General features: G+C 72.6%; 22 protein-coding genes. 11 read left to right on the top strand and 11 right to left on the bottom strand.

Features of this window, described 5'->3' with window-relative positions:
- The 5 genes from LADH09A_RS11610 to LADH09A_RS11590 are packed head-to-tail and all read right to left on the bottom strand — an operon-like array spanning window position 1 to window position 4,165.
- A complete protein-coding gene (locus tag LADH09A_RS11610; RefSeq protein ID WP_238644896.1) occupies window positions 1-438 on the bottom strand; it encodes a DUF2267 domain-containing protein in 438 nt (145 codons plus the stop codon).
- A 42-nt stretch (window positions 439-480) separates the two neighbouring features.
- Window positions 481-879, bottom strand: coding sequence for an NUDIX hydrolase (locus LADH09A_RS11605; protein ID WP_238644895.1), 399 nt, complete (start codon window positions 877-879; stop codon window positions 481-483).
- A 56-nt stretch (window positions 880-935) separates the two neighbouring features.
- Window positions 936-2,276: an MGH1-like glycoside hydrolase domain-containing protein gene (locus tag LADH09A_RS11600; RefSeq protein ID WP_238644894.1), complete on the bottom strand. Its 1,341-nt coding sequence runs from the start codon at window positions 2,274-2,276 to the stop codon at window positions 936-938.
- A 29-nt stretch (window positions 2,277-2,305) separates the two neighbouring features.
- On the bottom strand, window positions 2,306-3,127 hold the full coding sequence (locus tag LADH09A_RS11595; RefSeq protein ID WP_238644893.1) for a sugar phosphate isomerase/epimerase family protein: 822 nt from the start codon (window positions 3,125-3,127) through the stop codon (window positions 2,306-2,308).
- Complete coding sequence (locus LADH09A_RS11590) at window positions 3,128-4,165, bottom strand: zinc-dependent alcohol dehydrogenase (protein WP_238644892.1); 1,038 nt, start codon at window positions 4,163-4,165, stop codon at window positions 3,128-3,130. It lies immediately after the preceding gene.
- 115 nt (window positions 4,166-4,280) lie between these two features.
- Between LADH09A_RS11590 and LADH09A_RS11585 the strand changes: the two genes are divergently transcribed.
- Genes LADH09A_RS11585 through LADH09A_RS11570 form a run of 4 tightly spaced genes read left to right on the top strand, consistent with a single transcriptional unit; the run spans window position 4,281 to window position 8,154 of the window.
- Entirely contained in the window at window positions 4,281-5,675 is a 1,395-nt protein-coding gene (locus tag LADH09A_RS11585) for an ABC transporter substrate-binding protein (protein WP_238644891.1), read from the top strand.
- On the top strand, window positions 5,672-6,628 hold the full coding sequence (locus LADH09A_RS11580; RefSeq protein ID WP_238644890.1) for a carbohydrate ABC transporter permease: 957 nt from the start codon (window positions 5,672-5,674) through the stop codon (window positions 6,626-6,628). The genes LADH09A_RS11585 and LADH09A_RS11580 overlap by 4 nt, the downstream gene beginning before the upstream one ends.
- Window positions 6,628-7,494, top strand: coding sequence for a carbohydrate ABC transporter permease (locus LADH09A_RS11575; protein ID WP_238644889.1), 867 nt, complete (start codon window positions 6,628-6,630; stop codon window positions 7,492-7,494). Before LADH09A_RS11580 ends, LADH09A_RS11575 begins: the two co-directional genes overlap by 1 nt.
- A 54-nt stretch (window positions 7,495-7,548) precedes the next feature.
- On the top strand, window positions 7,549-8,154 hold the full coding sequence (locus LADH09A_RS11570; RefSeq protein WP_238644888.1) for a class I SAM-dependent methyltransferase: 606 nt from the start codon (window positions 7,549-7,551) through the stop codon (window positions 8,152-8,154).
- Between the two features lie 130 nt (window positions 8,155-8,284).
- Here LADH09A_RS11570 and eccB read toward each other — a convergent pair whose 3' ends face one another.
- A complete protein-coding gene (gene eccB / locus LADH09A_RS11565) occupies window positions 8,285-9,661 on the bottom strand; it encodes a type VII secretion protein EccB (protein ID WP_238644887.1) in 1,377 nt (458 codons plus the stop codon).
- Between the two features lie 127 nt (window positions 9,662-9,788).
- On the opposite strand from eccB, the gene LADH09A_RS11560 reads away from it, so the two are divergent.
- Window positions 9,789-10,508 (top strand): polyamine aminopropyltransferase, encoded by a 720-nt coding sequence (locus LADH09A_RS11560; protein ID WP_238644886.1) that lies wholly within the window; start codon window positions 9,789-9,791, stop codon window positions 10,506-10,508.
- Window positions 10,509-10,596: 88 nt separating this feature from the next.
- A complete protein-coding gene (locus LADH09A_RS11555; protein WP_238644885.1) occupies window positions 10,597-10,773 on the top strand; it encodes a hypothetical protein in 177 nt (58 codons plus the stop codon).
- Between the two features lie 12 nt (window positions 10,774-10,785).
- On the opposite strand, the gene LADH09A_RS11550 is transcribed toward LADH09A_RS11555, so the two are convergent.
- Window positions 10,786-12,588, bottom strand: coding sequence for an acyl-CoA dehydrogenase (locus LADH09A_RS11550; RefSeq protein ID WP_238644884.1), 1,803 nt, complete (start codon window positions 12,586-12,588; stop codon window positions 10,786-10,788).
- A 156-nt stretch (window positions 12,589-12,744) separates the two neighbouring features.
- Here LADH09A_RS11550 and LADH09A_RS11545 point away from each other — a divergent pair, with 156 nt between their 5' ends.
- From LADH09A_RS11545 to LADH09A_RS11530, 4 genes are all read left to right on the top strand, one after another.
- Window positions 12,745-13,167, top strand: coding sequence for an MmcQ/YjbR family DNA-binding protein (locus LADH09A_RS11545; protein ID WP_238644883.1), 423 nt, complete (start codon window positions 12,745-12,747; stop codon window positions 13,165-13,167).
- A 123-nt stretch (window positions 13,168-13,290) separates the two neighbouring features.
- Complete coding sequence (locus tag LADH09A_RS11540) at window positions 13,291-14,328, top strand: L-dopachrome tautomerase-related protein (protein WP_238644882.1); 1,038 nt, start codon at window positions 13,291-13,293, stop codon at window positions 14,326-14,328.
- Window positions 14,329-14,355: 27 nt separating this feature from the next.
- Window positions 14,356-14,736: a VOC family protein gene (locus LADH09A_RS11535; RefSeq protein ID WP_238644881.1), complete on the top strand. Its 381-nt coding sequence runs from the start codon at window positions 14,356-14,358 to the stop codon at window positions 14,734-14,736.
- 40 nt (window positions 14,737-14,776) lie between these two features.
- Window positions 14,777-15,472 carry an alpha/beta fold hydrolase gene (locus LADH09A_RS11530; RefSeq protein WP_238644880.1) on the top strand — a complete coding sequence of 232 codons (696 nt, stop codon included), beginning with the start codon at window positions 14,777-14,779 and terminating at the stop codon, window positions 15,470-15,472.
- A 149-nt stretch (window positions 15,473-15,621) separates the two neighbouring features.
- Here the strand turns inward: LADH09A_RS11530 and LADH09A_RS11525 are convergent, their stop codons facing one another.
- The 3 genes from LADH09A_RS11525 to LADH09A_RS11515 all read right to left on the bottom strand — a co-directional run bounded on the left by LADH09A_RS11525 (window position 15,622) and on the right by LADH09A_RS11515 (window position 19,260).
- On the bottom strand, window positions 15,622-16,896 hold the full coding sequence (locus tag LADH09A_RS11525; RefSeq protein ID WP_238644879.1) for an MFS transporter: 1,275 nt from the start codon (window positions 16,894-16,896) through the stop codon (window positions 15,622-15,624).
- Window positions 16,893-17,570, bottom strand: a complete 678-nt coding sequence (locus LADH09A_RS11520; protein WP_238644878.1) for an ArsR/SmtB family transcription factor — start codon at window positions 17,568-17,570, stop codon at window positions 16,893-16,895. The genes LADH09A_RS11525 and LADH09A_RS11520 overlap by 4 nt, the downstream gene beginning before the upstream one ends.
- Window positions 17,571-17,634: 64 nt before the next feature.
- Window positions 17,635-19,260, bottom strand: coding sequence for an LLM class flavin-dependent oxidoreductase (locus LADH09A_RS11515; protein ID WP_238644877.1), 1,626 nt, complete (start codon window positions 19,258-19,260; stop codon window positions 17,635-17,637).
- A gap of 114 nt (window positions 19,261-19,374) precedes the next feature.
- Here LADH09A_RS11515 and LADH09A_RS11510 point away from each other — a divergent pair, with 114 nt between their 5' ends.
- Window positions 19,375-19,968 (top strand): MarR family winged helix-turn-helix transcriptional regulator, encoded by a 594-nt coding sequence (locus LADH09A_RS11510; RefSeq protein WP_238644876.1) that lies wholly within the window; start codon window positions 19,375-19,377, stop codon window positions 19,966-19,968.
- 96 nt (window positions 19,969-20,064) lie between these two features.
- On the opposite strand, the gene LADH09A_RS11505 is transcribed toward LADH09A_RS11510, so the two are convergent.
- On the bottom strand, window positions 20,065-21,576 hold the full coding sequence (locus tag LADH09A_RS11505; protein ID WP_238644875.1) for a CehA/McbA family metallohydrolase domain-containing protein: 1,512 nt from the start codon (window positions 21,574-21,576) through the stop codon (window positions 20,065-20,067).
- Between the last annotated feature and the right edge of the window lie 90 nt (window positions 21,577-21,666).

Raw genomic sequence — 21,666 nt, 5'->3', positions numbered from 1 at the left:
CTACCGCCCGGGTGGGGCCGGGCCGTCGTCGCGCGGCAGGCGCGCCACCATCTCCCGGAACTCCCGGACGGTCATCGCCTCACGAAGGGTCGCGAAGACCGCACCCGTTCCGGCCCGCGCGGTCGCCGGGTCCACCCCGGCGCGCTGTCCCACCCGGCTGAGGAACTCCGCCGGACCGGCGTCCGTGGGCGGTGGAACGGCGGCGGCATCGAGCCCCAGCCCGGCGTCCAGCCCGTCCACGTCCGGCCCGGGGCCGGCCAGGTAGCCGTCGACGTCGTCCGGAAGGTGCCCCACCAGGTCGTCGGGCGCGCCGCCGGTCACCCGTTCGGCCATCGTCTGCAGGACAGCCTGAGCGAGCGCGGCGGCCTGCTCGGCCGGCAGGCCGGACCGCCGGGACACCGCGTCGATGAAGTACGGAAACCCGTCGCCGTCGGTCACGCCCGGGCGGTTACCCCCGGCCGGCGTCGGCAAACTGCGCCGTCAGCGCAGCAGGCCCTCGGCCAGCAGGTGATCGAAGATGATCTGGTCGACCGGCGAGGTGCGGTGCCGGTCGGCGTACCCCAGCCAACCCATCTCCGCGATCTCGCTGGCCGGGCGCAACCGCCCCTGGTATCCGGCCCGGTAGCAGGTCATCCGCACTGTGGTGCCGCCCGTGTGGCCGTGCGCCTGGGCGGTGAACGTGCCCAGGTGCACCGCGTCGCGGACGTCCACGTCGACGCTCAACTCCTCGTCGACCTCCCGGCGCAGGGTCTCCAGGTCGGTCTCGCCCGGCTCCCGCTTGCCGCCGGGCAGATACCAGACGTCCTTGCCCTCGGACCGGGTGCTCAGCACCCGCCCGTCCTCGATGAGGACCCAGGCCACCTTGTCGATCTCGGGCACGCCCGCCCCTTCCGGTCGAAGACCGGGCACGCTACCAGCCCGGGCCCGCCGGACACTCACTCGGCCAGCAGGTCGAGCAGCAGCGCGGCGGTCCAGCTGAACGCCGGTGAGCCCAGCCCGACGCCGGTGTCGGGATGGAAGTACTCGTGGCAGCCGGCCCCGGCGACCAGACCGATCATCGAGCGGCGCAGCCCGGCGGCCAGGTCCGGGTGCCCGTGCGCCAGCAGCCCGCGCCGGACCAGCCAGCCGGTGTTCAGCCAGCTCGGCCCGCGCCAGTAGCGCAGCGGCTCGACGTCGGGCGCGGTGCGGTCGTAGGTGGGCAGCGGCCGTTGCATGTGTCGAGCCACCCCGAAGCGCGCCGAGCGGGCCTCGACGACCAGCGCGTCGGCCTGCCGGGTCGGCAGGTCGGGCAGGATCAGCGGTGTCAGCCCGAGCACGGTACGGGCGCTGACCAGCCGGTCGGTGCGCAGGTCGCGGGGCTGGAACGTGCCGGTGGCCGGGTCGTACAGCCGGCGTACCAGCGCTTCGGTGATCTGGGCCGCGCGAACCCGGTGCGGCCCGGGATCGTCGCCGGTGAGCGCGGCGATCTCGGCCAGCGCGTGCTCGGCCGCCCCGAACGCCGCGTTGAACAGCGGACACTCCACCAGGAACGGGTGGCCGTCGGCGAGACCCCGGTCGTCGTAGCCGCGGTCGCGGTAGGCGGCGACGATCGCCAGGTAACGCGCGTAGTCCAGGTCCGTGGGGCGGTGCGCGGCGTCGGCGTGCGCGGTGTCATGCCGACGGTACGCGCGCATCACCGCCGCCTCGGCGCCGACCGCGGCCATCGGCTCGTCCCAGGCGGGGCTGTTGTCCAGCCCGGACTCCCACGGGTGCACGATGCAGACCAGACCGTCGCCGGCCACGTCCCGCCGGTCGGCCAGGTAGCGCTGCTGGGCGACCAGTGCGGGATAGAGCTGGCGCAGTGCGGCCAGCCCGGTGGGGTCGGGTGCCCGCCGGTACGCGAGCAACGCGGCGAGTGCGTGCACCGGCGGCTGGACCAGGCCGGAGGTGTCCACGTCAGGGGTGCCCTGGGCGTTCGCCGAGCGCCACATCTCCGGCCCCGGGAAGTACGCGCCGACCCGCAGCGCCGGGTTGAACACGATGTGCGGCACCCGTCCGTCGGCCCACTGGGCCCGGAACAAGCTCGCCAGCTCCCGCCAGGCCCGCTCGGGGCGGACGTGGGCCAGCCCGATCGCGATGAACGCGGAGTCCCAGCTCCACTGGTGCGGGTAGAGCGTGCGCGAGGGCACCGTGTGGTCGTGTTCCCAGTTGGCGTCGAGCGTGTCGACCGCGAGCCGGCGCAGCCCGACCACGTCGGCCGGGCCACCCGTGCGGGCGGCGTCGAGGGGGGCGGGCACACCGACGCGCGTCGGCCCGGCACCGGCGCTCACGCGGCGGCCCGCCGGGGCAGGGCGTGCCGCAGCACCGTGGCCGCCTGTTGCAGGGCCCGGACCGGGTCGCCGCGCAGCCGGCACTCCAGGGCGAGCCAGCCCCGGTAGTCCAGTTCCAGCAGGGTCCGCACCAGCGCCGGCCAGTCCAGGTGCCCCGCGCCCGGCTGGTGGCGGTTGGAGTCGCTGACCTGCACGTGACCGAGGTACGGCGCGGCGGCGCGCAGCGCGCGGTGCAGGTCGTCCTCCTCGATGTTCATATGGAAGGTGTCCGCGACGACCCGGACCGACGGCAACCCGACCGCGGCGCAGAGCGCCACCGCCTCGTCGAGACGGTTGACCATGTGGTCCTCGTACCGATTGAGGGGTTCCAGGAAGAGGGTGACCCCCTCGGCCCGGGCGTGCTCGCCCAGCTCACCCAGGGCGTCGACGAGAACCTGCCGGTCCCCGGCCGGCGGGCGCGGCGGCTCGAACGGCGGCAGCCGCCGGGAGAACATGCCCCAGGCGGCCGGTGTCATCACCCCGAGGCCGCCCAGCTCGCCGATGACCGACAGTTGGGAGCGCAGGTTGCGCACCGCGTCGGCGGACCGGGCGGGGTCGAAGTCGCCGATGAAGTGGTCCATCTCGACGCAGACGGTGGGCATCACCACCCCGGCGGCGCGGGCGCGGCGCAGCTCGGGCAGACGACGGGCGAACGCGAGGTCACCGCGTCCGCGTAGCTCGATGCCCTGGTAGCCGAGGGCGGCCGCGAGGGCGTACTTCTGGATCAGGTTGGCGCCCGGCAGGAGTTGTTCCTGGCAGGCCAGCGCGATGGTGGTCATCTAGAACCTCAGCACCACTTGGAGGACGTCACCGGCGCCGCGGTCGAGCAGCGCGAGGGCGTCGGCGACCGCGCTGGCGTCGACGATGTGGCTGACCAGCGGCAACGGGTCGACGCTGCGTTCGGCCACCAGGTCCATGAAGGTCTGCGCGACCCGGTCCCCGGTCCACCGCCCGGCCATGCTCGGCGCGGGGGTGGGCCCGGAGACCTGGGCGGCCACCAACTGGATGCGGTTGTGGTGGAACTCCTCGCCGAGGCCGAGCGCGTCGGCCTGGCCCTGGTAGAAGCCGGCGGCCACGACCCGCCCGGCGTGCGCGGTGGATCGGATCGCCTCGTGCAACGCCGGGTACGCCCCGGACAACTCCAGGCAGACGTCCGCACCCCGGCCGCCGGTGACCCGACGCAGCACGGCGGCCGCGGACTCGGCGCGAACGTCCACCGTGGAGTGGGCGCCGTACCGGGCGGCGTGCGCCAACCGGTCGGGCACCGGGTCGACCGCCACCACCCGGGCGCCGGAGAGCACGGCGAGCCGGGTGGCCAGCAGCCCGATGACGCCCTGCCCGAAGACGGCGACCCAGTCGCCGAGGTGCAGGTCGCCCGCGAGCACGGCGGTCAGCGCGATGGCGCCGGGCCGGGCGAAGACCGCGGCGAGCGGGTCCAGCCCGGCGGGGAGTGGGCGGACCGCCTCGGCGGCGAGGACGGCCTCGGCCCGGTGCCCCCAGATGCCCCAGACGAGCTGCCCCGGATGGCGGTCGGTGACCTCCGGTGCGACCTCGACGACCTCGCCGACCTCCTCGTAGCCGAAACCGACCAGCGGGTAGGGCACCGGGGTCTGCCGGGGGACGAACATCCGGGCGGCGTCGTCCCAGTCCTTGCTGAGGCGGGGATTGCTGCCCCGGTAGAGGGTCAGCTCGGTGCCGGCGGAGATGCCCGAGTAGCAGGTGCGGACCCGGACCTGGCCGGGGCCGAGCGGATCCGGGGGGCAGGGCTCGAGGCTGATCCGTCGAGGCCCGGCGAGAGAGACCACCCAGTTGCCCATGTGTCACATCCCGGTAGCACTGGGCTCCAGGATAGCAAAAAATCGCGATATGTCTTGCTATTGATCAATCGAAGGTGTTGGATCCGGCATGTACCCTTCGAGAGGAGTGCCACCGATGTCAGCACCTCCGAGGCGGATACTCGCCACCACCCTGATCATGGCACTGACAGCGTCCACCCTGCTGGCCTGCGGCGACGACGAACCCGACAGCAACAGCAAGAAGATCACCGTCTGGAGCCTGGAGGACGTCGCCGACCGGGTCACCGCCACCAAGGCGATCGTCGCCGACTTCACCGCGAAGACGGGGATCCAGGTCGACCTGGTGACCGTCAACGAGGACCAGTTCCCCTCCCTCATCGCCGCCAACGCCGCCGCCGGTGACCTGCCCGACGTGGTGGGTTCGGTCTCCCTCGCCGGCATCCGCACGCTCGCCGGCAACGAGCTGCTGCACGCCTCGGCGAACGCGGAGGTCGTCGACAAACTGGGCAGGCAGACGTTCTCACCGCGGGCGCTGGAGCTCACCTCCGACGACGGCCAGCAGCTCTCCGTGCCCAGCGACGGCTGGGGCCAACTGCTCGTCTACCGCAAGGACCTGTTCGCCGCGGCCGGCCTGCCCGCCCCCGACACGTACGAGCGGATCACCGCCGCCGCGGCGAGACTGAACACCGGCGGCGTCGCCGGGATCACCGCGGCGACCGCCCCCAGCGACGTGTTCACCCAGCAGACCTTCGAACACCTGGCACTGGCCAACGGCTGCCAGCTCAGCGACGACTCCGGAAAGGTCACCCTGGACTCGCCCCAGTGCGTCGAGGCGTTCCGCTTCTACGGCGACCTGATCCGCACCAGCTCGGTGAAGGGCGCGCAGGACGTCGACACCACCCGGGCCACCTACTTCGCCGGCAAGGCGGCCATGGTGATCTGGTCGCCGTTCATCCTCGACGAGCTGGCCGGTCTGCGTAACGACGCCAAGCCGACCTGCCCGCAGTGCCAGGCCGACCCGACGTTCCTCGCGAAGAACAGCGGCTTCGTCACCGCCATCAAGGGCCCGAACGGCACCGAGCCCGCCCAGTACGGCGAGATCAGCTCCTGGGCCGTGCTGGACGGCGCGGTGGCCGATCCGGCGAAGTCCTTCGTGGAGTACATGCTCAGCGACGGCTACCCGAGCTGGTTCGGCATGTCCCCCGAGGGCCGCTTCCCGGTCCGCAAGGGCACCCCGGCCGAGCCGGAGGCGTACCTGACCCGGTGGAACACCAGCCAGGCCGGCGTGGACGCGAAGAAGCCCCTGACCGACGTGTACGGCGACGAGGTGTTGGCCACGTTGCGCCGCAGCCCGGACACGTTCGGTCGGTGGGGCCTCAGCCAGGGGCAGGGCAAGCTGGTCGGCGCCATGCTCGGGGAGCTGCCGGTGCCCAAGGTGCTGGCCGACCTCGTCTCCGGCAAGGCCGACGCGGCGGCCACCGCCAACCGCGCCAGGAAGGACGTCGACGCGATCAAGGCGGGCGTCAATTGACCACCACCGCGCCCGGCCCCGGCCGCTCCCCCACCCGGGAGCGGCCGGAGCCACCCCGGCGCCGACCACTGACCCTGCGCCGCCGCGAGTCCCGGGCCGGGCTCGCGCTGGTCGCACCGACCCTGCTCGTCACGATCGCGGTCATCGGCATCCCGATCGTGTGGACCGTGGTGCTCGCCTTCCAGCGGGTCCGGCTCGCCACGCTGCGCAAGACCGGCCTGTTCGGCGACTTCACCATGGACAACATCGACCGGGTGCTGCACACGCCCGGCTTCGCCGAGACGCTGTGGGTGACGCTGGTCTACAGCGTCGGCGGTACCGTCGGGTCGATCCTGCTCGGGCTGGTGGCCGCCCTGGTGGTCCGCCGGCCGTTCAGGGGTCGCACCCTGGTCCGGGCGTCCATGCTGCTGCCGTACGTGGCGCCGGTGGTCGCGGTGACCTTCGTCTGGCAGGTGATGCTCGACCCGCAGCTCGGCATCGTCAACGCGTGGGGCCAGCGTCTGCTCGGCTGGGACGCCCCGGTGCCGTTCCTGTCGCAGGACTCGACCGCCCTGACCACGGTGATCGTGTTCGAGGCGTGGCGCTACTTTCCGTTCGCCTTCCTGTTCCTGCTGGCCCGGCTCCAGGCGGTGCCCGGTGAGCTGGAGGAGGCCGCCCGGGTCGACGGGGCCACCCCCACCCAACGTTTCCGGCACATCCTGCTGCCCCAACTGCTGCCGGTGATCGCCCTGCTGGGCGTGCTGCGCTTCATCATGACGTTCAACAAGTTCGACGACGTCTACCTGCTCACCGGCGGTGCGGCGGGCACCGAGGTGGTCAGCGTGCGGGTGTACGAGTTCCTCACCGCCCGTACCGACATCGGCGCCGCGGCCGCGCAGGCGGTCGTGCTGGCCGTGGTGCTCATCGTGTTCGTGCTGATCTACCTGCGCTTCTTCGGACGGAGGGTGAGCTGATGGACCGGGACGTGGTCGAGACGGTGAGCCTGCGCTGGCTGCGCCGCCTGGTGATCGCCGCGTTCCTGGTGGTCACCGTCTTCCCCTTCTACTACATGCTGGTGCTCTCGGTGCGCCCGATCGAGCGGCTGCTGCTCGACCCCGGCGCGCTGGTGGTCGGCTTCGGTGAGCTGACCGTCGCCACGTACGCCGAGGTGCTCAAGGCCACCGACGACGGCGGCCAGGGCTTCCTCACCTTCATCCGCAACAGCGGCCTGGTCGCGGTCGCGGCGACCGTGCTCACCCTGCTCGTCGCGATCCCCGGGGCGTACGCGGTGGCCCGGCTGCGGTTCTTCGGCCGGCGGCAGGTCGACTTCCTGTTCCTGGCGGTCTACCTGTTCCCGACGATCGTCATCGCGATCCCCCTGTTCGTGGCGTTCAGCCTCGCCAACCTGCGCGGCTCGCTGTTCGGCCTGGTGCTGGTCTACATCTCGCAGACACTGCCGGTCTCGGTCTACATGCTGAGGAACTACTTCGAGACCATCCCGGTCAGTCTGGAGGAGTCCGCCGCCATCGACGGCGCCGGTCGGCTCGGGATCATCCGCCGGGTCAGCCTGCCGCTGGCCATGCCGTCGGTGATGGCGGTCGCGCTCTACGACTTCATGATCGCCTGGAACGAGTTCCTCTTCGCCCTGCTGTTCCTGGTCGACAAGCCCAACCGGTGGACGGTGTCGCTGGGGTTGTCCCTGCTCGCCGACGGGGTGGAGGTCCCCAAGACGGTGCTGATGGCCGGGTCGGTCGTGCTCACCCTGCCGATCGTGATCCTCTTCTTCGCCAGCGAGCGCCTCCTCACCGAGGGCCTGACCAGCGGCGCGGAGAAGGGATGACCGTCTCCTCCGGGTCCCCGGCCGCTCCCCCACCGGCCCGGATACGGTGGCCTCATGGCCAACCCGACCCGCTGGGCGACCGACACCGGTCCCGAGCACTCACAGTGGTACATCGACCGGTTCCGCAAGCTCGCGGCAGAGGGCGCGGACCTGGCCGGAGAGGCCCGCCTGGTGGACACTCTGGTCGCGCCCGGCTCCCGGATCCTCGACGCCGGCAGCGGCACCGGCCGCGTCGGTGCCGCGCTGGCCGAGCGGGGGCACACGGTGGTCGGGGTGGACGCCGACCCCGCGCTGGTGGATGCCGCCCGCGCCGACTACCCGGGCCCGACGTGGCTGGTCGCCGACCTCGCCGAGCTGGATCTGCCGGCGCTGGGTGAGGCGGAGCCTTTCGACGCGGCGGTGCTGGCCGGCAACGTGCTCGCCTTCGTCGCCGTCGGCACCGAACCGGAGGTGCTGCGCCGCGTCGCCGCGCACCTGCGCCCCGACGGTGTGCTGACCGTGGGCTTCGGCACTGAGCGCGGCTACCCGCTGACCGCGTTCGACGCCGACGCGGTGGCCGCCGGGCTGCGCGTGGAGCAGCGCTTCGCCACCTGGGACCTGCGCCCGTGGCGCGACGACGCCCCGTTCGCGGTCACCATCCTGCGCCGCCCGGCCGACTGACACCGGTCGGGCCGCACGTTGCTTTTCGGTGATCAAGAGGTTTGCGTCAGAACTTGGCGCGAGCCTGACGCAAACCTCTTGATCACCGCCGGGCCGGCGGCCGGCAGGCGGCCCGGCAGGCTTCGGGTGATCAGTCCGGGGCGGCGACGGCCCGGGCGGCGGCCGGGTCGAGGGTCGCGCCTGCGGGCACCAGGCTGACCAGGCCGGCCGGCAACCGCAACGGGCGGACACTGCGGTAGCCGAGCATCGCGAGCACCTCCCGGTCGGCCAGCACGTACCGCCGGCCCAGGTCGGTGATCACGGAAACCGCGCCGCCGGTCGCACCGGGCGCCGCGGCGGCCTCGACCACCGCGCCACGACCCGGCTCCACCAGCACATGGTCGGCCAGCACCGCGCCGCCGGTCGGCGCGGTCCGTGGAGCGGCCGTCAGGTCCCGCAGCGGTACGCCCCACCGCACCTCACCAACCCCACCGTCGTCGGCGACGCGGGTGCACAGGGCCCCGTCGCCGCCGGCCGCGAGCCGGGGCGGGCTCGGTGGCGGGGCGTTCGGGCCGGTCGGAGCGAGGTCGGGCACCGTGGGCAACGCGGCGAACTGACCCAGGGTCATCGGCACCGGCCCGCCCTGCCCGGTGCGGGCCAGCAACAACCCCGCCTGCAACTCGGTGATGCCGGCCAACCCGGCGTCGAGCGCCACCGCGTACTGCCGGCCGCCGCCGGAGTTGCTCACCAGGTAGATCGTGCCGATGGTGGTGCCCGGCACGCCGGTGGCGGGACGGCCCAACCCGGGCAGGTCGAGCGGGACGAGGTCGGTGCCGGCCGGCAGCGAGTTGAGCAGGGCGGGCGCCACCGGCACCGCCTGCGCCCGGGTAGTGGCGAGCGCGGCGAGCACCCTGCTCGGGTCGCGTACGAAATAGCGCCGTTGGTGCCAGACGAGGTGCAGCCCGTCGTCGGGGTGGCGCAGCAGCAGCGCCTCGTCGCCCAGCGGCCGACCGCCGCCGGGCTCGCTGCCGATCAGCAGGGCCGAGCGGGGGGCCTCGCCGGCCGGGACGGTCGAGCAGACCGTCCACCCCCCGCTGGCCAGCCGGCCGGGGGCGGGCAGCGAGTCCGGCGCGTCCGCGATGCCCAGCGGCAGCCCGCGCGGCACACCGTCGATCGTGCGTCGGGAGACCAGCACCGTCTTCGACCGGTCCGCACCGACGATGAGCAGCGCGGAGGCGTAGTTGAGCACCGGGTGCAGCTTCTGCTCGCGATAGACGAACCGGGCGCCGGACTCCTTCTCCACGATCACCGCGCCCGGGTCGCGCCAGCCCTTGCCGCCACCGGCGAACAGCCCGTAGAGCGCAAAGCCACCGAGCCCGATCGCCGCGACCAGGACGCTGGCCAGACCCGCGCCGGCCAACCGCCGAAACGGTGACTGCGCGGGGTCGGTCTCCCGCATGACCAGGGCGGCGACCGCCCGCTGGACGCTGAACTGGTAGGAGTGCAGCTGGTCCTGCCGCGACGGCATGAGGTCCCTTCCGACGGATCGGCCGGGCACAGGATATGCGTTCCGTCGATGTCTCGTGGACCCTGCGTGGCCGGCACGGGGCAACCGGTACCATCCGGGGACGAATCCGACGGCGAGAGGGCCACCCGTGGGCGCGCGTTTCGAGGAACTGGCCTGGCGGGAGACCCCGATCGGCGCGATCAGCCTGCGCCGACGCCGGGACCCGGCACTTCAGGTCGAGGTGTACGAGGTCAAGCTCGACGACGAGTACCTGATGTCCAGCCTCTTCCCGGTCGCGGAGATCGAGCTGGCCCGGCTCGGTCTGGCCGAGGTGCCCGGCGACTCGGTCGACGTGGTGGTTGGCGGTCTCGGGCTGGGATACACCGCCTGCGCGGCACTGGGCGACCCCCGGGTGCGTTCACTGCTGGTGGTGGAGGCCATCGAGGACGTGATCGACTGGCACCGGCAGGGGCTGCTGCCCTTCGCGGCGGGGCTCGCCGAGGACCCGCGGACCCGGTTCGTGCAGGCCGACTTCTTCGCGGCGGTGGCCGGTGACGTCGGCTTCGACGTCGAGGTGCCCGGGCGGCGGTTCGACGCGGTGCTGCTCGACGTCGACCACTCCCCGCGCAACGTCCTGCACCCCAGCCATGCCGCGTTCTACCCGCCGGCCGGGCTGCGCCGGCTGGCCTCCCTGCTGCGCCCGAAGGGGGTCTTCGCCCTCTGGTCGGACGACCCGCCGGACGCCGAGTTCACCGCGGCGCTCACCGAGGTGTTCGTGGACGTGCGGGCGCACGTCGTGCCGTTCGCCAACCCGCTGACCGGTGGCGAGTCCGCCAACACCGTCTACGTGGCGCGGGCTGCCGGCTGAGCTCGTCCCGATCGGCATGGTGTCGGCTGGACGGGGAACGTGTACCCGGGCCCGCCGCACCAGGCGCGGCCGGTTACGGGAGGTCGAGATGCGCGCACTGCTCTGGGTCGTCGGCGTGGTCGCCGGCGTGCTGATCCTGCTCGGGTTGATTCTCGAGGCGGTCCGCTGGCTGATCATCATCGGCCTGATCGCGCTGGTGATCGTGATCATCCTGGGTGTGGTCAAGGGGCGGCAGGCGATGCAGCACCAGAACCGTCGACGATGACGGCCGGCCCGGTCAGAACCAGTCCGGGCGCATGTCGAGGCTCGTCCGGTCCCGGCTCTCCAGCAGGTCGAACTGCGGCCCGGTACGGGGCAGCTCGACCATGAAGAAGTAGCGTGCGGCCTGCCGCTTGCCGGCGTGGAACGCGTCGCCGGTCCCCTCCGGCGGCAGTGCCAGCACCTGCTCCAGCCACATCCACGCGATCACGACGTGCCCGACGGCCTCCAGGTACGCGCTGGCGTTGGCCAGCGCGAGCACCGGGTCACCGTCGGCCCACAGTCGGCGGGTGACAGCCGTCACCCGGTCCACCGCGCCGGCCAGCCGGTCCGCCAGACCGGCCGCCTCGCCACCGGCCTGCCGGGCCCGCTCGACGGTGTCCCCGATCGTCGCGGTCAGCAGGGTGAGGCCCTCGCCGCCCCGCATGGTCATCTTGCGTCCCAGCAGATCCAGCGCCTGGATGCCGTGGGTGCCCTCGTGGATCGGGTTGAGCCGGTTGTCCCGGTAGTGCTGCTCCACGTCGTGATCGCGGGTGTAGCCGGCACCCCCGAGCACCTGGATCGCCAGGTCGTTCGCGGCGAGGCACCACTGCGACGGCCAGCTCTTGGTGATCGGGGTGAGCACGTCCAGCAGCAGGTGCGCCCGCTCGCGGTCCGCCTCGGCCGGGGCCGTCCCCTGCTCGTCGAGCAGCCGCGCGCAGTAGAGCACCAGCGCCAGCGCCCCCTCCACGTAGCTCTTCTGCGCCAGCAGCATCCGTCGTACGTCGGGGTGGTCGATGATCGGCACCTGCGCCGCCGCCGGGTCCTTCGCGCCGACCGGCCGGCCCTGCGGCCGCTCCCGGGCGTACTCCAGGCTCTTGAGGTAGCCGGTGTAGCCGAGCGCGGTGGCGCCCGCCCCGACTCCGATCCGGGCCTCGTTCATCATGTGGAACATCTGCGCCAGCCCGTGGTGCGGCGCGCCGACCAGGTGACCGACGGCACCGGGGCAGCCGCCCGGGGTGTGCCCGCCGTCGCCGAAGCTGAGCAGGGTGTTGGTGGTGCCGCGGAACCCCATCTTGTGGTTGAGCCCGGCCAGCACCACGTCGTTGCGGTCGCCGAGCGACCCGTCCGCGCCGATGAGCACCTTGGGCACGATGAACAGCGAGATGCCCTTCACCCCGGGCGGCCCGCCGGGAATCCGCGCGAGGACCAGGTGCACGATGTTCTCGGCCAGCTCGTGGTCGCCGCCGGAGATCCACATCTTGGTGCCGAAGAGCCGGTACGTGCCGTCCTCCTGCGGCTCGGCGCGCGTGGTGATGTCGGCCAGTGAACTGCCGGCGTGTGGCTCGGACAGGCACATGGTGCCGAAGAACCGGCCGTCCAGCATGGGTCGGACGTAGGTGTCCACCTGCTCGGCGCTGCCGTGGGCCAGGAGCAGGTTGGCGTTGCCCAGGGTGAGGAACGGGTACGCCGAGGTGGCCACGTTGGCCGCCTGGAACCAGGTGAAGCAGGCCGCCGCGACGGCGTGCGGCAGTTGCAGGCCACCGACCGAGGCGTCCAGCCCGGCACTGAGCAGGCCGGTCTCGGCGAAGCTGTCCAGCGCGGCGCGGACCTGCGGGATCAGCCGCACCCGCTGCCCGTCGAAAGTGGGCTCGGCGAGGTCGGCGGCGCGGTTGTGTGGGGCGAACTGCTCGGTGGCCACCCGCTCGGCGAGGTCCAGGGCGTCGTCGAAGGTCTCCCGGGAGTGCTCGGCGTAGCGGGGACGCTCGACGAGCTGGGACACCCGCAGCCAGTCGTGCAGCAGGAAGTCGAGGTCGCGGCGGGAGAGCAGGGTGGACGGCACGGCACTCCTCAAGCGGGCACGGGGGTGGGTGGGGCCGGGACGACTGCCCACGGTCGCCCCGGCCCCATCCTGGCGGATCGACCGGGCCCGCACCACCGGCGCGGGTGGCCTGGCGCGAGCGGAAATTGTCACACCGGGCGGCTAGGGTCGCTGCCCGTGACCGAACCCGGAGACGTCCCGCCCGAGGTCCTCGACCGGCTGCGGCCGATCTGCCTCGGGCTGCCGGAGACATACGAGGAGCCCGCGTGGGTGGGCACCCGCTGGCGGATCCGCAAGCGGACCTTCGCCCACGTCCTCACCGTCGACCCCGACCGTCAGGTGGCCCACGCCCGGGCCGCCGACCTGGACCAGCCGGCCTGCCTGCTGACGTTCCGGTCGCCGCTGGACGAGATCGCCGGGCTCCTCGGCGGCGGGCACCCCTTCTACAAACCCCAGTGGGGGCCGACCGTGATGGGCATGGTCCTGGACGGGGACACCGACTGGGCGGAGGTGGCCGAGCTGCTGACCGAGAGCTACTGCATGTTCGCCCCGAAGCGGCTCGCCGCCCTGGTCGGCCCGCCGGCCCCGCCGACCGACTGAGCGCGACCGACGCCTGCCGGCCGGCGTTTCGCCCGACACGCTCCGGGGATACCGCGGCGGGTGGCCGGATCCGTCGGCCCGGGTGGAACCGAGAACGCCGTCGGGCGGGTGAGGAGCGGGTGGATGTCCACGCTGCCCACCGAGGAGGATCCCCGGCTGACCCGGGTCTTCGACGAGGACCGGGTGTGCACGGGTGTGACGTCCCTGCGGGGGCGGGTCTTCCTGAGCTACCCGTCGGCGGACGGGCCCGGCGTCCAGGTTGTCGAGGCGCTGCCCGACGGTCGGCGCAACCCGTACCCGGATGCCGGGTGGAACCGGGCAGACCAGTCTCCGGACGGCGCTTTCGTGCACGTCAACGGGTTACGTGCCGGTCCGGACGGCCGGCTGTGGATCGTCGACTCGGGAGCGCCGCAGCTCGGCGCGCGGCAGGTGCCGGGAGGTGCCCGACTGGTCGTGGTCGACCCGCACGGCGACCGGGTGGTGCGGGTCTACCACCTCGACGAGGCGGTGCACCCCACCAGCTACATGGACGACGTCCGTTTCAACGGCGCCATCGCGTACCTCAGCGACGCGGGATCACCCGGCCTCATCGTGCTCGACCTCGAATCGGGTCGGTCCCGGCGGGTGCTCAGCGGTCACCCGAGCACCGTGGGCGAGCCGATGGTCGCCGACGAGCGGGCGCTGCGCGACCCGGACGGTGCCGAGGTACGCCTGCACGTCGACCAACTGGAGGTGTCGCCCGACGGCCGCTGGCTCTACTTCCAACCGGCCTCCGGTGGCATGTCCCGGGTCGACACCCGCTGGGTGGACGACCCGTCGGTGTCGGCCGACGAGCTGGCCCGGCGGGTCGAGCGGTGGTGCGACACACCCAGCACCGGTGGTACGGCGATCGACGTCAACGGCACCATCTACCTCAGCGACGTGGCGCACCGGCGTGTCCTCGCCATCGCACCGGACCGCAGCGTGCGTACGCTCGTCACCGACGCCCGGCTGGTCTGGGTGGACGCGATGTGGCTCGACGCCGACGCCCGGCTGTGGATGCCCGCAGCCCAGCTGCACCTGACCGCCGGGTTCAACGGCGGGCGCTCGGCGGTCGACTACCCGGTGCACGTCTACCGGATGCCGGTCGGGGCCGGGCCGTCCCCACTGGACCACACCTGAGCGGTGGGCGTCGATATGCTGCCTCGTATGCATCGAAGCCGCGTGTACGCCCTGCTGATCGACGCTCCCGCGGCGGAGGCCACCCGGGCGGCGGAGTTCTGGTCGGCTGCGCTCGGCGTCAGCACCCGGTCCCATCCGACGGAGCCGCAGTTCGTCGGTCTGCACGAGGCGCTGCCGGGGCTGGTCACCGCGGTTCAGGCGGTCGACGACGCGCCGCGTTTCCACCTCGACATCGAGACCGACGACGTGCCGGCCGAGACCGCGCGGTTGATCGGTCTGGGGGCCACCGAGGAGTCGCGGTGGCTTGAGTGTCGGATCCTGCGGGCACCCGGTGGTCACCTGCTCTGCGTGTTGCCGGTGGAGAGCCCGCCGGAGCTGTTCGCCGCCGAGGCCCGCACCTGGCCCTGACGGGTCGGGGCTGTCGGAGGGTGCCGCTAGGGTCCCGCCCATGGCTGAATTCGTACTGGTGGCGGGGGCATGGCTGGGATCGTCGGCGTGGGACGAGGTGGTGGCGCCACTTCGGGCGGCCGGCCACGGCACCCACCCGTTGACCCTCTCCGGCCTCGCCGACAAGCGGGGCGTGCCCGCCGGGCAGCAGACCCACGTGCAGGACATCGTCGACGAGATCGAGCGTCGCGACCTGCGCGACGTGGTGCTGGTCGGGCACAGCTACAGCGGCATCCCGGTGGGCCAGGCCGCCGAGCGCATCGGCGACCGGTTGACCAGGGTGGTCTTCGTCGACTCGGAGGTGCCGGTCGACGGCGGGTCGTTCGCGTCCGCCTGGTGGCAGGGCCAGGCGGTCTTCGAGGCGTTGATCGCCGACAACGGCGGCTACTGGCCGCCGCTGGGTGCGCCCGACTTCGACGGTCAGGGGCTCACCGACGAGCAGGTCGCCCGGCTGATCGAGAGCTCCACGCCGCACCCGGGAGCCACGTTGACCGAGCCGGCCGTGCTGACCCGACCGCTGGGTGAGCTTCCGGCGACGTACGTCAAGTGCCTGCTCGACGGGCCTGAACCCAACGAGACGGTGACCAAGCTGCTGACCAGCGACCACTGGCGACTGGTCACGATGGACACCGGCCACTGGCCGATGTTCTCCCGGCCCACCGACCTGGCCCGCCTCCTCGTGGCGGAGGCCAGCTGACCCACGCCGGCCGCGTGGGTGTCGGTGAGTAAGGCGACGCGGGGTCGGTTCGACGAGCGTGATGCCTCAGGGGCATCGTGATGACGGTGAGGCATCACGCTCGCCAGGGTGAGCGCCGCCGGGCCGACCCTTCCAGCGTCGACGTGGGGTCAGGCCACCTGGTCGTCCAGGGTTCTGATGTGACGCACCGGCGAGGCGACCAGCCAGAGCACGGCGAGCACGCCACCGAGGCCGGCGATGGCCAGGGTGGGTCGCAGCCCGATGGTGGTGCCCAGCGCGCCGCCGACCAGCGCGCCGATCGGTCGGATGCCGTAGTTGACGGCGCTGTACGCCCCGGCCCGGCGTGCCAGCGCGTCGGCGGGTGTCACGGCGATGAGCAGGGCGTTCAGGTTGACGTCCATCAGCATCACCCCGACGCTGGAGACCAGCTCGATGGCCGCCAGCAGGGCCACCTTCGTCCAGGTGGGGCCGGTCACCAGCGCGGTCAGCGCCAGCGGTGCGGGAAAGAGCACCGCGCCGATCATGGCGGTACGCCCCAACCCGATGGCGCGGGAGATCCGTGGGGCGAGCGCCGCGCCCGCGAGTCCGCCGAGTGCCCCGAACCCGAGGGCGACACCGATCGCGCCGGCCGACAGGCCGAGGTCCCGGCTGGCGTAGAGCACCAGCAGCGCGCCGGCGATGAAGGTGAAGAAGTTGACCGTGCTGGTGCAGCCGAGGGCGGCTCGCAGCACCGGGTGCCGCAGCACCAGCACGAGTCCTTCGCGGACCAGGGCGAGAGTGGACGTCTGCCGCGGCGGCGGAGGCGTCTCGGTGACCGGGATGCGGCGCAGCAGCAGCGCGGAGCCGAGGAACGACACCGCGTCGACGAGGATCGCGCCCGGGGCGCTGAGCGCCTGGACCAGCCCACCGCCGACGGCGGGGCCGGCGATGGAGGACAGCGATCGGCTCATGCTCAGCTTGCTGTTCGCGTCCACGTACGCCGATCGCGGCACCAGGGCGACGAAGAAGGCCTGGCGCGCCATGGCGAACAGCACCGCTCCGAGGCCGGTGAGCAGTGCCACCAGGTAGAGGTGGGTGAGGGTGATCGCGTCGAAGAGGTAGGCCACCGGCAGGCTGAGCAGCACCGCGGCGCGGACCAGGTCCGCGATGATCAGGAGTCGCCGCTTGTGGGTGCGCTGGTCCACCCAGGCGCCGAGAAAGAGGCCCAGCAGGTTGGGCAGCCAGATCAGTGCGGTGAGGACGCTGACCTGCACGGGTGTCGCGGTGAGCAGGGAGACGGCGATCAGCGGCAGGGCCAGTTCGCTGACCCGGTCGCCGAACGAGGAGATCGTCTCGCCGGCCCAGAAGGTGCGGAACCGTCGGTCGCGGTGCAGGGCCGGCGGAGGCACGGTGCCGGTGGCGCTCACGGTGCCGCTGGCGGTCACGACGTGGCCGCGTCGTCGCCGGTGGGCTCGACCGAGACGTCGCCGTCGGTGGGTTCGGCCGACGCGTCGTCGCCGCCGGGCTCGGCCGACGCGTCGTCGTCGCCGGGCTCGGGCAGGAGGTAGCGCAGCATCCGGACGATCCGCGCGCCGTCCGGCGCCGACGCCTCCTTGCGCCGCACGTACGGGGCGATCAGCTCCTCGATCGACTCCTCGAGCTGTCGAAGCTCGTCGGCGGTGGCCACGAAGCGGGTGTCGGCGATGCCGGCCAGCGCGCGCCACTCGGGGTCCAGCCGGGGCTCCTCGCTCAGCAGCCACTGCTGCGGCGCGTCGGCGTTGCGGGCGAACATCTCGCCGCGCAGCTGTTGGCTGGCGGACTGCCCTTCGGCGCTGTCGGTCGCGGTGAATCGGAAGCCCCGGGCAGCGGCCTGCCACCAGCGTTCCCGCTTGCTGGTGGCGCCGTCCCAGTCGGTGACCAGCCCGAACGTCGCGAGGTGTCGCAGGTGCCAACTGACCACCGAGGGGGTGGCGCCGACGTGCGGGGAGAGCCCGGTCGCCGTGGCCGGGCCGTGCCGCTGGAGGTGTTCGAGGATCGCCAGCCGCACCGGGTGGGCCAGCGCCCGCAGTGCCTGCGGCTCGGTGATCTCGAAGTCCCCGTACGGATTCTTGAGAGACATGTTTCGAAAGTAGTCTCTCAGGTTTTCCGGGGCAACCCCTGCCGCCCGGGGAGGGCCGCGCCGATCAGGCGATGCCCAACCGGGCCAGCGGCTCGACCAGCTCCCGCTCCTCGTAGCTGAGGTGCGACAGCAGGGAGTCGGTCAGCAGGTTCACCGCTTCCCGCAGCTCGGCGAGACCGTCCGGCGACCCGACGTACGCGACCAGAGCCTGGTCGACGCCCTCCAACACGTCGTGAATCACGTGGTGCTCCTGCTCCAGCCGGTCGACGACCGGGCCGAGCCGGGGGTCACGCGCCCGCAACCGGGGAAAGAGCGACTGGTCCTCGATCGTGTGGTGGGTGGTGACGATGCGGCAGTACGACTCGCAGTAGACGCCGAGCGTCCACCGGTTCTGCCGCATGGTCATCGTGTTGATGTGCGACCGGGCCGCACCCGCGTCGATCTCGCCGGCCGCCACCTGCTCGATCAGGTCGTGGATCTGGGCCAGCTCGGCACGCAGGCCGTCGTGGACCTGCACCAGATGCGCACCGGTGGCCTGCTCGTGCGGCGTGTAGGTGCGCTCCGGGTCGGGCACCGGCCCGGTCGGCCGGGCCGACTCGTCCCAGACCTGCTGGTCGCTGCGCCGCACACCGTCGTCGGGGGTCGGCACCACGGCGAACGCTCCGCCGGTCACGCTCGCGCGGCTCGCCCGCACCGGCGCGGCGGCGACCGGCTCCGGCTTCGCCTCCGGCTCCGGCTTCGCCTCCGGCTCCGGCTCAGCCGCCCGGTCCGCATCCGGCGTACGCTGCGGCGCCACACCCCGCTCGCGCTCGGCCGCGACCAACTCGCGGACGGCGGGGGCCACCTCGCCGGCGAACCGGCGAAGGTCGTCGGGGTCGTCGCTGCCGAGGATGAAGGCGCTGACGCCCTCCCCCAGCGCCAGCTCGGTCAGCTCCCGCACCCACTGCTCGGCGGGCCCGTTCAGCGGGCCGCGCCCGACGGGCGAGAACTGGCCGGAGATGTTGAGCAGGCGGCGCACGTCCTGCGGTGACCGGCCGGCCCGCTGCGCGGCGTCGTCGATGATCGCGTTGCCCTTGGCCAGGTCACCGGCTTCGAGGTAGCTCAGCGAGGGCAGCCAACCGTCGGCCCGGCGACCGGTGAGCTGGAGCATCCGGGGCTTGTACGCGCCCAACCAGATGGGCACCGCGTGCGCCGGGGCCGGCCCGCGCTTGGCACCCACCACCCGGTAGAACTCGCCGTCGACCCGGACACCACCGCGCGTCTCGGCGTCCCAGAGCTGACGGATGACCTCGATGGCCTCCTCCAACGCGCGTACGCCCTGGCCGGGGGTCAACCGCCGGCCGCCCATCGCCTCGATGGCGTCCCAGAACGCTCCCGCGCCGAGGCCGAGGCCGACCCGGCCGCCGCTGAGCAGGTCCAGGCTGGCCACGCTGCGGGCGAGCACCGCCGGTGGGCGCAGCGGCAGGTTCGTCACGTTCGCCGCCAGGTGCACTCGGCTGGTCCGGGCCGCGACGAAGCTCAGCAACGTCCAGGTGTCGAGGAACGCCGGCTGGTACGGGTGGTCCTGGAAGGTGACCAGGTCCAGCCCGACCTGCTCGGACAGGACGGCGACGCCGACCGTGCGGTCCGGATCGCCGTTGCTGGGGGTGACGAAGGATCCGAAGACCAGGTCGTGGCCGTAGTCGCTCATCTGTGAGCCTCCCGATTCACACGACGCCTCGGGCGATGCGTCATGGCCTCAACCTTATGTCACTCAGAACATCTTCTGCCAACAAGGTCTGCGTCACTGCGCTACTGTCGGGGGATGACGGGTGCCCCTCACCGGCCGGACCGGCCCGATCCGCTCGACGACGACCTGGGTTGGATGCTCGGGATCGTCTTCCGTGGCTACGTCCGGGCGGCCGAGCACACACTCACCGACTTTCCCGGCGGCCCACGCGGTTACCAGTTGCTCACGGCGGCGATCAACGGGCCGTCGCGCAACCAGGGGGCCATCGCCGAGGAGCTCGGCCTCGACCGCACCGTCCTCACGTACCTGATCGACGACCTGGAACGGCCCGGTTTCGTCGCCCGCCGGGCGGACCCCGCGGACCGGCGCAACCGGCTCATCGACGTCACCGACGCCGGCCGCGCCGCCTGGGAGCAGCGGCGCTCGGCGCTGCGGCAGGTCGAGTCGCACCTGCTGGGGTCGCTCGCGCCAACCGACGCGGCGACGCTACGGACGCTGCTCCAACAGGTCGCCTGCTCGGCCCAGGCGGTGGACCCGCTGCGCGACCTCTGCGAGGTGGTGGCGCAGGTGCAACCCACCCCGGCGCCGACGACGAGCCGGACCGACGCCGCGCCCGGCCGCGGCGGGCGGAGCAGCACTCCCCGAGCCCGCCGCCGCAGCACCGACTGACGTCCCGCAGGGGGCGGAACGCCACGCGGGCCCGTCCCGCACCGCCCGACCGTCCAGCGGCGCGGGACGGACCCGCGGTGGTGGTGCCGCGCCGGGTCAGCGCACGTGCACGAACACCGGGTTCGAGTAGAACCACAGGTCGTCCCACGGGCTCTCCAGCCCGTCGGCGAGCGGCTCGGCCTCGTCGGTGCTGGTGCCCCGCACCCGCGCGTAGGTGTCCGCCTCGACGTTGCGCAGCGTGTGCCGGATGACGTAGCTGTCACCCTTGCGACGCCAGTCCCTCGGGCCGAACCGGGCCGCCACCGTGGTGGTGGGGTTGGTGTCGGCGTCCAGGCTGGCGCTCGGGCCGGTGATCCGGCCGACGATCAGGTCGACCCGGCGGACCTCGGGACGGTCACCGTTCGCGTTCGGGCCACCCAACGGACGGAAGGTGATCTCGATCTCGACGTCGGTACGGCTGCGACGGCTGACCGTGATGGTCTCGCCCACCTCGGCCGTCCTGCCCTGGGACGTGGCGGTGACGTCGAGGCTGCGGATCAGGTCGCCGGTGGTCACCCAGATCCGGCCGTTGCGCAGACCGTCCATGATGTCGCCGTAGTCCTGCCGTGCGTGCACGTACGTCTTGCTGTACTCGCCCGGCCAGAAGTCCGCGCCGCCGCGGGTCCAGTGCACGTGCGAGTCCGAGGTCGCGGTGATCCACCAGCGCCGGCCCTCACCGAGCAGCGAGTCCCACAGACCGCCGACCCGGGCGGTCATCTGGTCGAAGCCGCCGTAGGTGGGGTGGTTGCCGTACCCGCCCCGCTTGCCACCGTTGAGCGGGCCGGCCTGGTGACCGGGCGCGCCCTCGAAGCCGATGTAGACGTCCGGCGCGGCGTTGTTGCCGTTGCGGAACTCGCGCGGGGTGTCCTGACCGTAGACACCGAGACCGGGCGCCGAACGGGACGCGTGGTGGGCGATCACCAGCGGCTTGTGCGACATGCCCCGGGCCACCTTGAGGAACTCCACCATCTTCGCCTCGGTGTCCCGGGCCGGGTCCGTGGGGAACGCGTCGTACTTCGCGAAGCGGCTCTCCAGCTCGAAGAGCTGCTTCGCCTCGTCGTCGTGGCGCGGGATCATCAGCGTGTGGTGGTCCAGCGAGGGCGCGTCGAACTCCATGCCCCAGAACTGGAGCACCTCGGGGACCAGCTTGCGCGAACGCAGCAGGTCCGGGTACGCCTGCTCGATGTTCACCTTCGAGTGGGTCGGCCCACCGTGGTCGGTGCACATGGCCCAGGTCAGGCCGAAGTTCTTCGCCATGATGGCGTTGGTGACGATCGGGTAGACCGCGTCCGCGCCCTTGTGGAAGACGATCGGGGACTTCGTCGTGTCGAACTCGCCGCTGTACTCGGAGTGGATGTGGTGGTCGCCCGCACGCCACACCCGGTTCCTGGAGCCGCCCCGGTCGCTCGTGTCGTCGTCACCGGGCCGGCGCTCCTCGTCGGCCCACGCCGCGCCCGCACCGACCAGGGGGCTGGCCGCGGCCAGCGTCGCGCCGACGCCCGCGTACTTGACCAGCTTGCGCCGTGACAGCTGCGCGTGCTCGGTCTCTTCGGGTTGCCTGTCTCGCACGTGAGAGCCTCTCCTCGATCAAGCGAATGCTCTTTCGATCAAGGAGCTTCGGAGAGTGCGGTGAACACCCGTCGTACGCGGCGCGTGCCC

The organism is Micromonospora cabrerizensis (genome assembly GCF_022230955.1).
In the GTDB taxonomy this organism is placed as follows: Bacteria; Actinomycetota; Actinomycetes; order Mycobacteriales; family Micromonosporaceae; genus Micromonospora; species Micromonospora cabrerizensis.
The sequence above is the reverse complement of the archived record's forward strand: the minus strand, read 5'-3'. Positions and strand labels throughout refer to the sequence as shown.

Coding starts and splice junctions, on each gene's coding strand:
- LADH09A_RS11595 (WP_238644893.1), bottom strand. CDS start 3,127: ATGACCACCATCGCGCTGGCCTGCCAGGAACAACTCCTGCCGGGCGCC.
- LADH09A_RS11590 (WP_238644892.1), bottom strand. CDS start 4,165: ATGGGCAACTGGGTGGTCTCTCTCGCCGGGCCTCGACGGATCAGCCTC.
- LADH09A_RS11585 (WP_238644891.1), top strand. CDS start 4,281: ATGTCAGCACCTCCGAGGCGGATACTCGCCACCACCCTGATCATGGCA.
- LADH09A_RS11575 (WP_238644889.1), top strand. CDS start 6,628: ATGGACCGGGACGTGGTCGAGACGGTGAGCCTGCGCTGGCTGCGCCGC.
- LADH09A_RS11570 (WP_238644888.1), top strand. CDS start 7,549: ATGGCCAACCCGACCCGCTGGGCGACCGACACCGGTCCCGAGCACTCA.
- eccB (WP_238644887.1), bottom strand. CDS start 9,661: ATGCCGTCGCGGCAGGACCAGCTGCACTCCTACCAGTTCAGCGTCCAG.
- LADH09A_RS11555 (WP_238644885.1), top strand. CDS start 10,597: ATGCGCGCACTGCTCTGGGTCGTCGGCGTGGTCGCCGGCGTGCTGATC.
- LADH09A_RS11540 (WP_238644882.1), top strand. CDS start 13,291: ATGTCCACGCTGCCCACCGAGGAGGATCCCCGGCTGACCCGGGTCTTC.
- LADH09A_RS11535 (WP_238644881.1), top strand. CDS start 14,356: ATGCATCGAAGCCGCGTGTACGCCCTGCTGATCGACGCTCCCGCGGCG.
- LADH09A_RS11530 (WP_238644880.1), top strand. CDS start 14,777: ATGGCTGAATTCGTACTGGTGGCGGGGGCATGGCTGGGATCGTCGGCG.
- LADH09A_RS11520 (WP_238644878.1), bottom strand. CDS start 17,570: ATGTCTCTCAAGAATCCGTACGGGGACTTCGAGATCACCGAGCCGCAG.
- LADH09A_RS11515 (WP_238644877.1), bottom strand. CDS start 19,260: ATGAGCGACTACGGCCACGACCTGGTCTTCGGATCCTTCGTCACCCCC.
- LADH09A_RS11510 (WP_238644876.1), top strand. CDS start 19,375: ATGACGGGTGCCCCTCACCGGCCGGACCGGCCCGATCCGCTCGACGAC.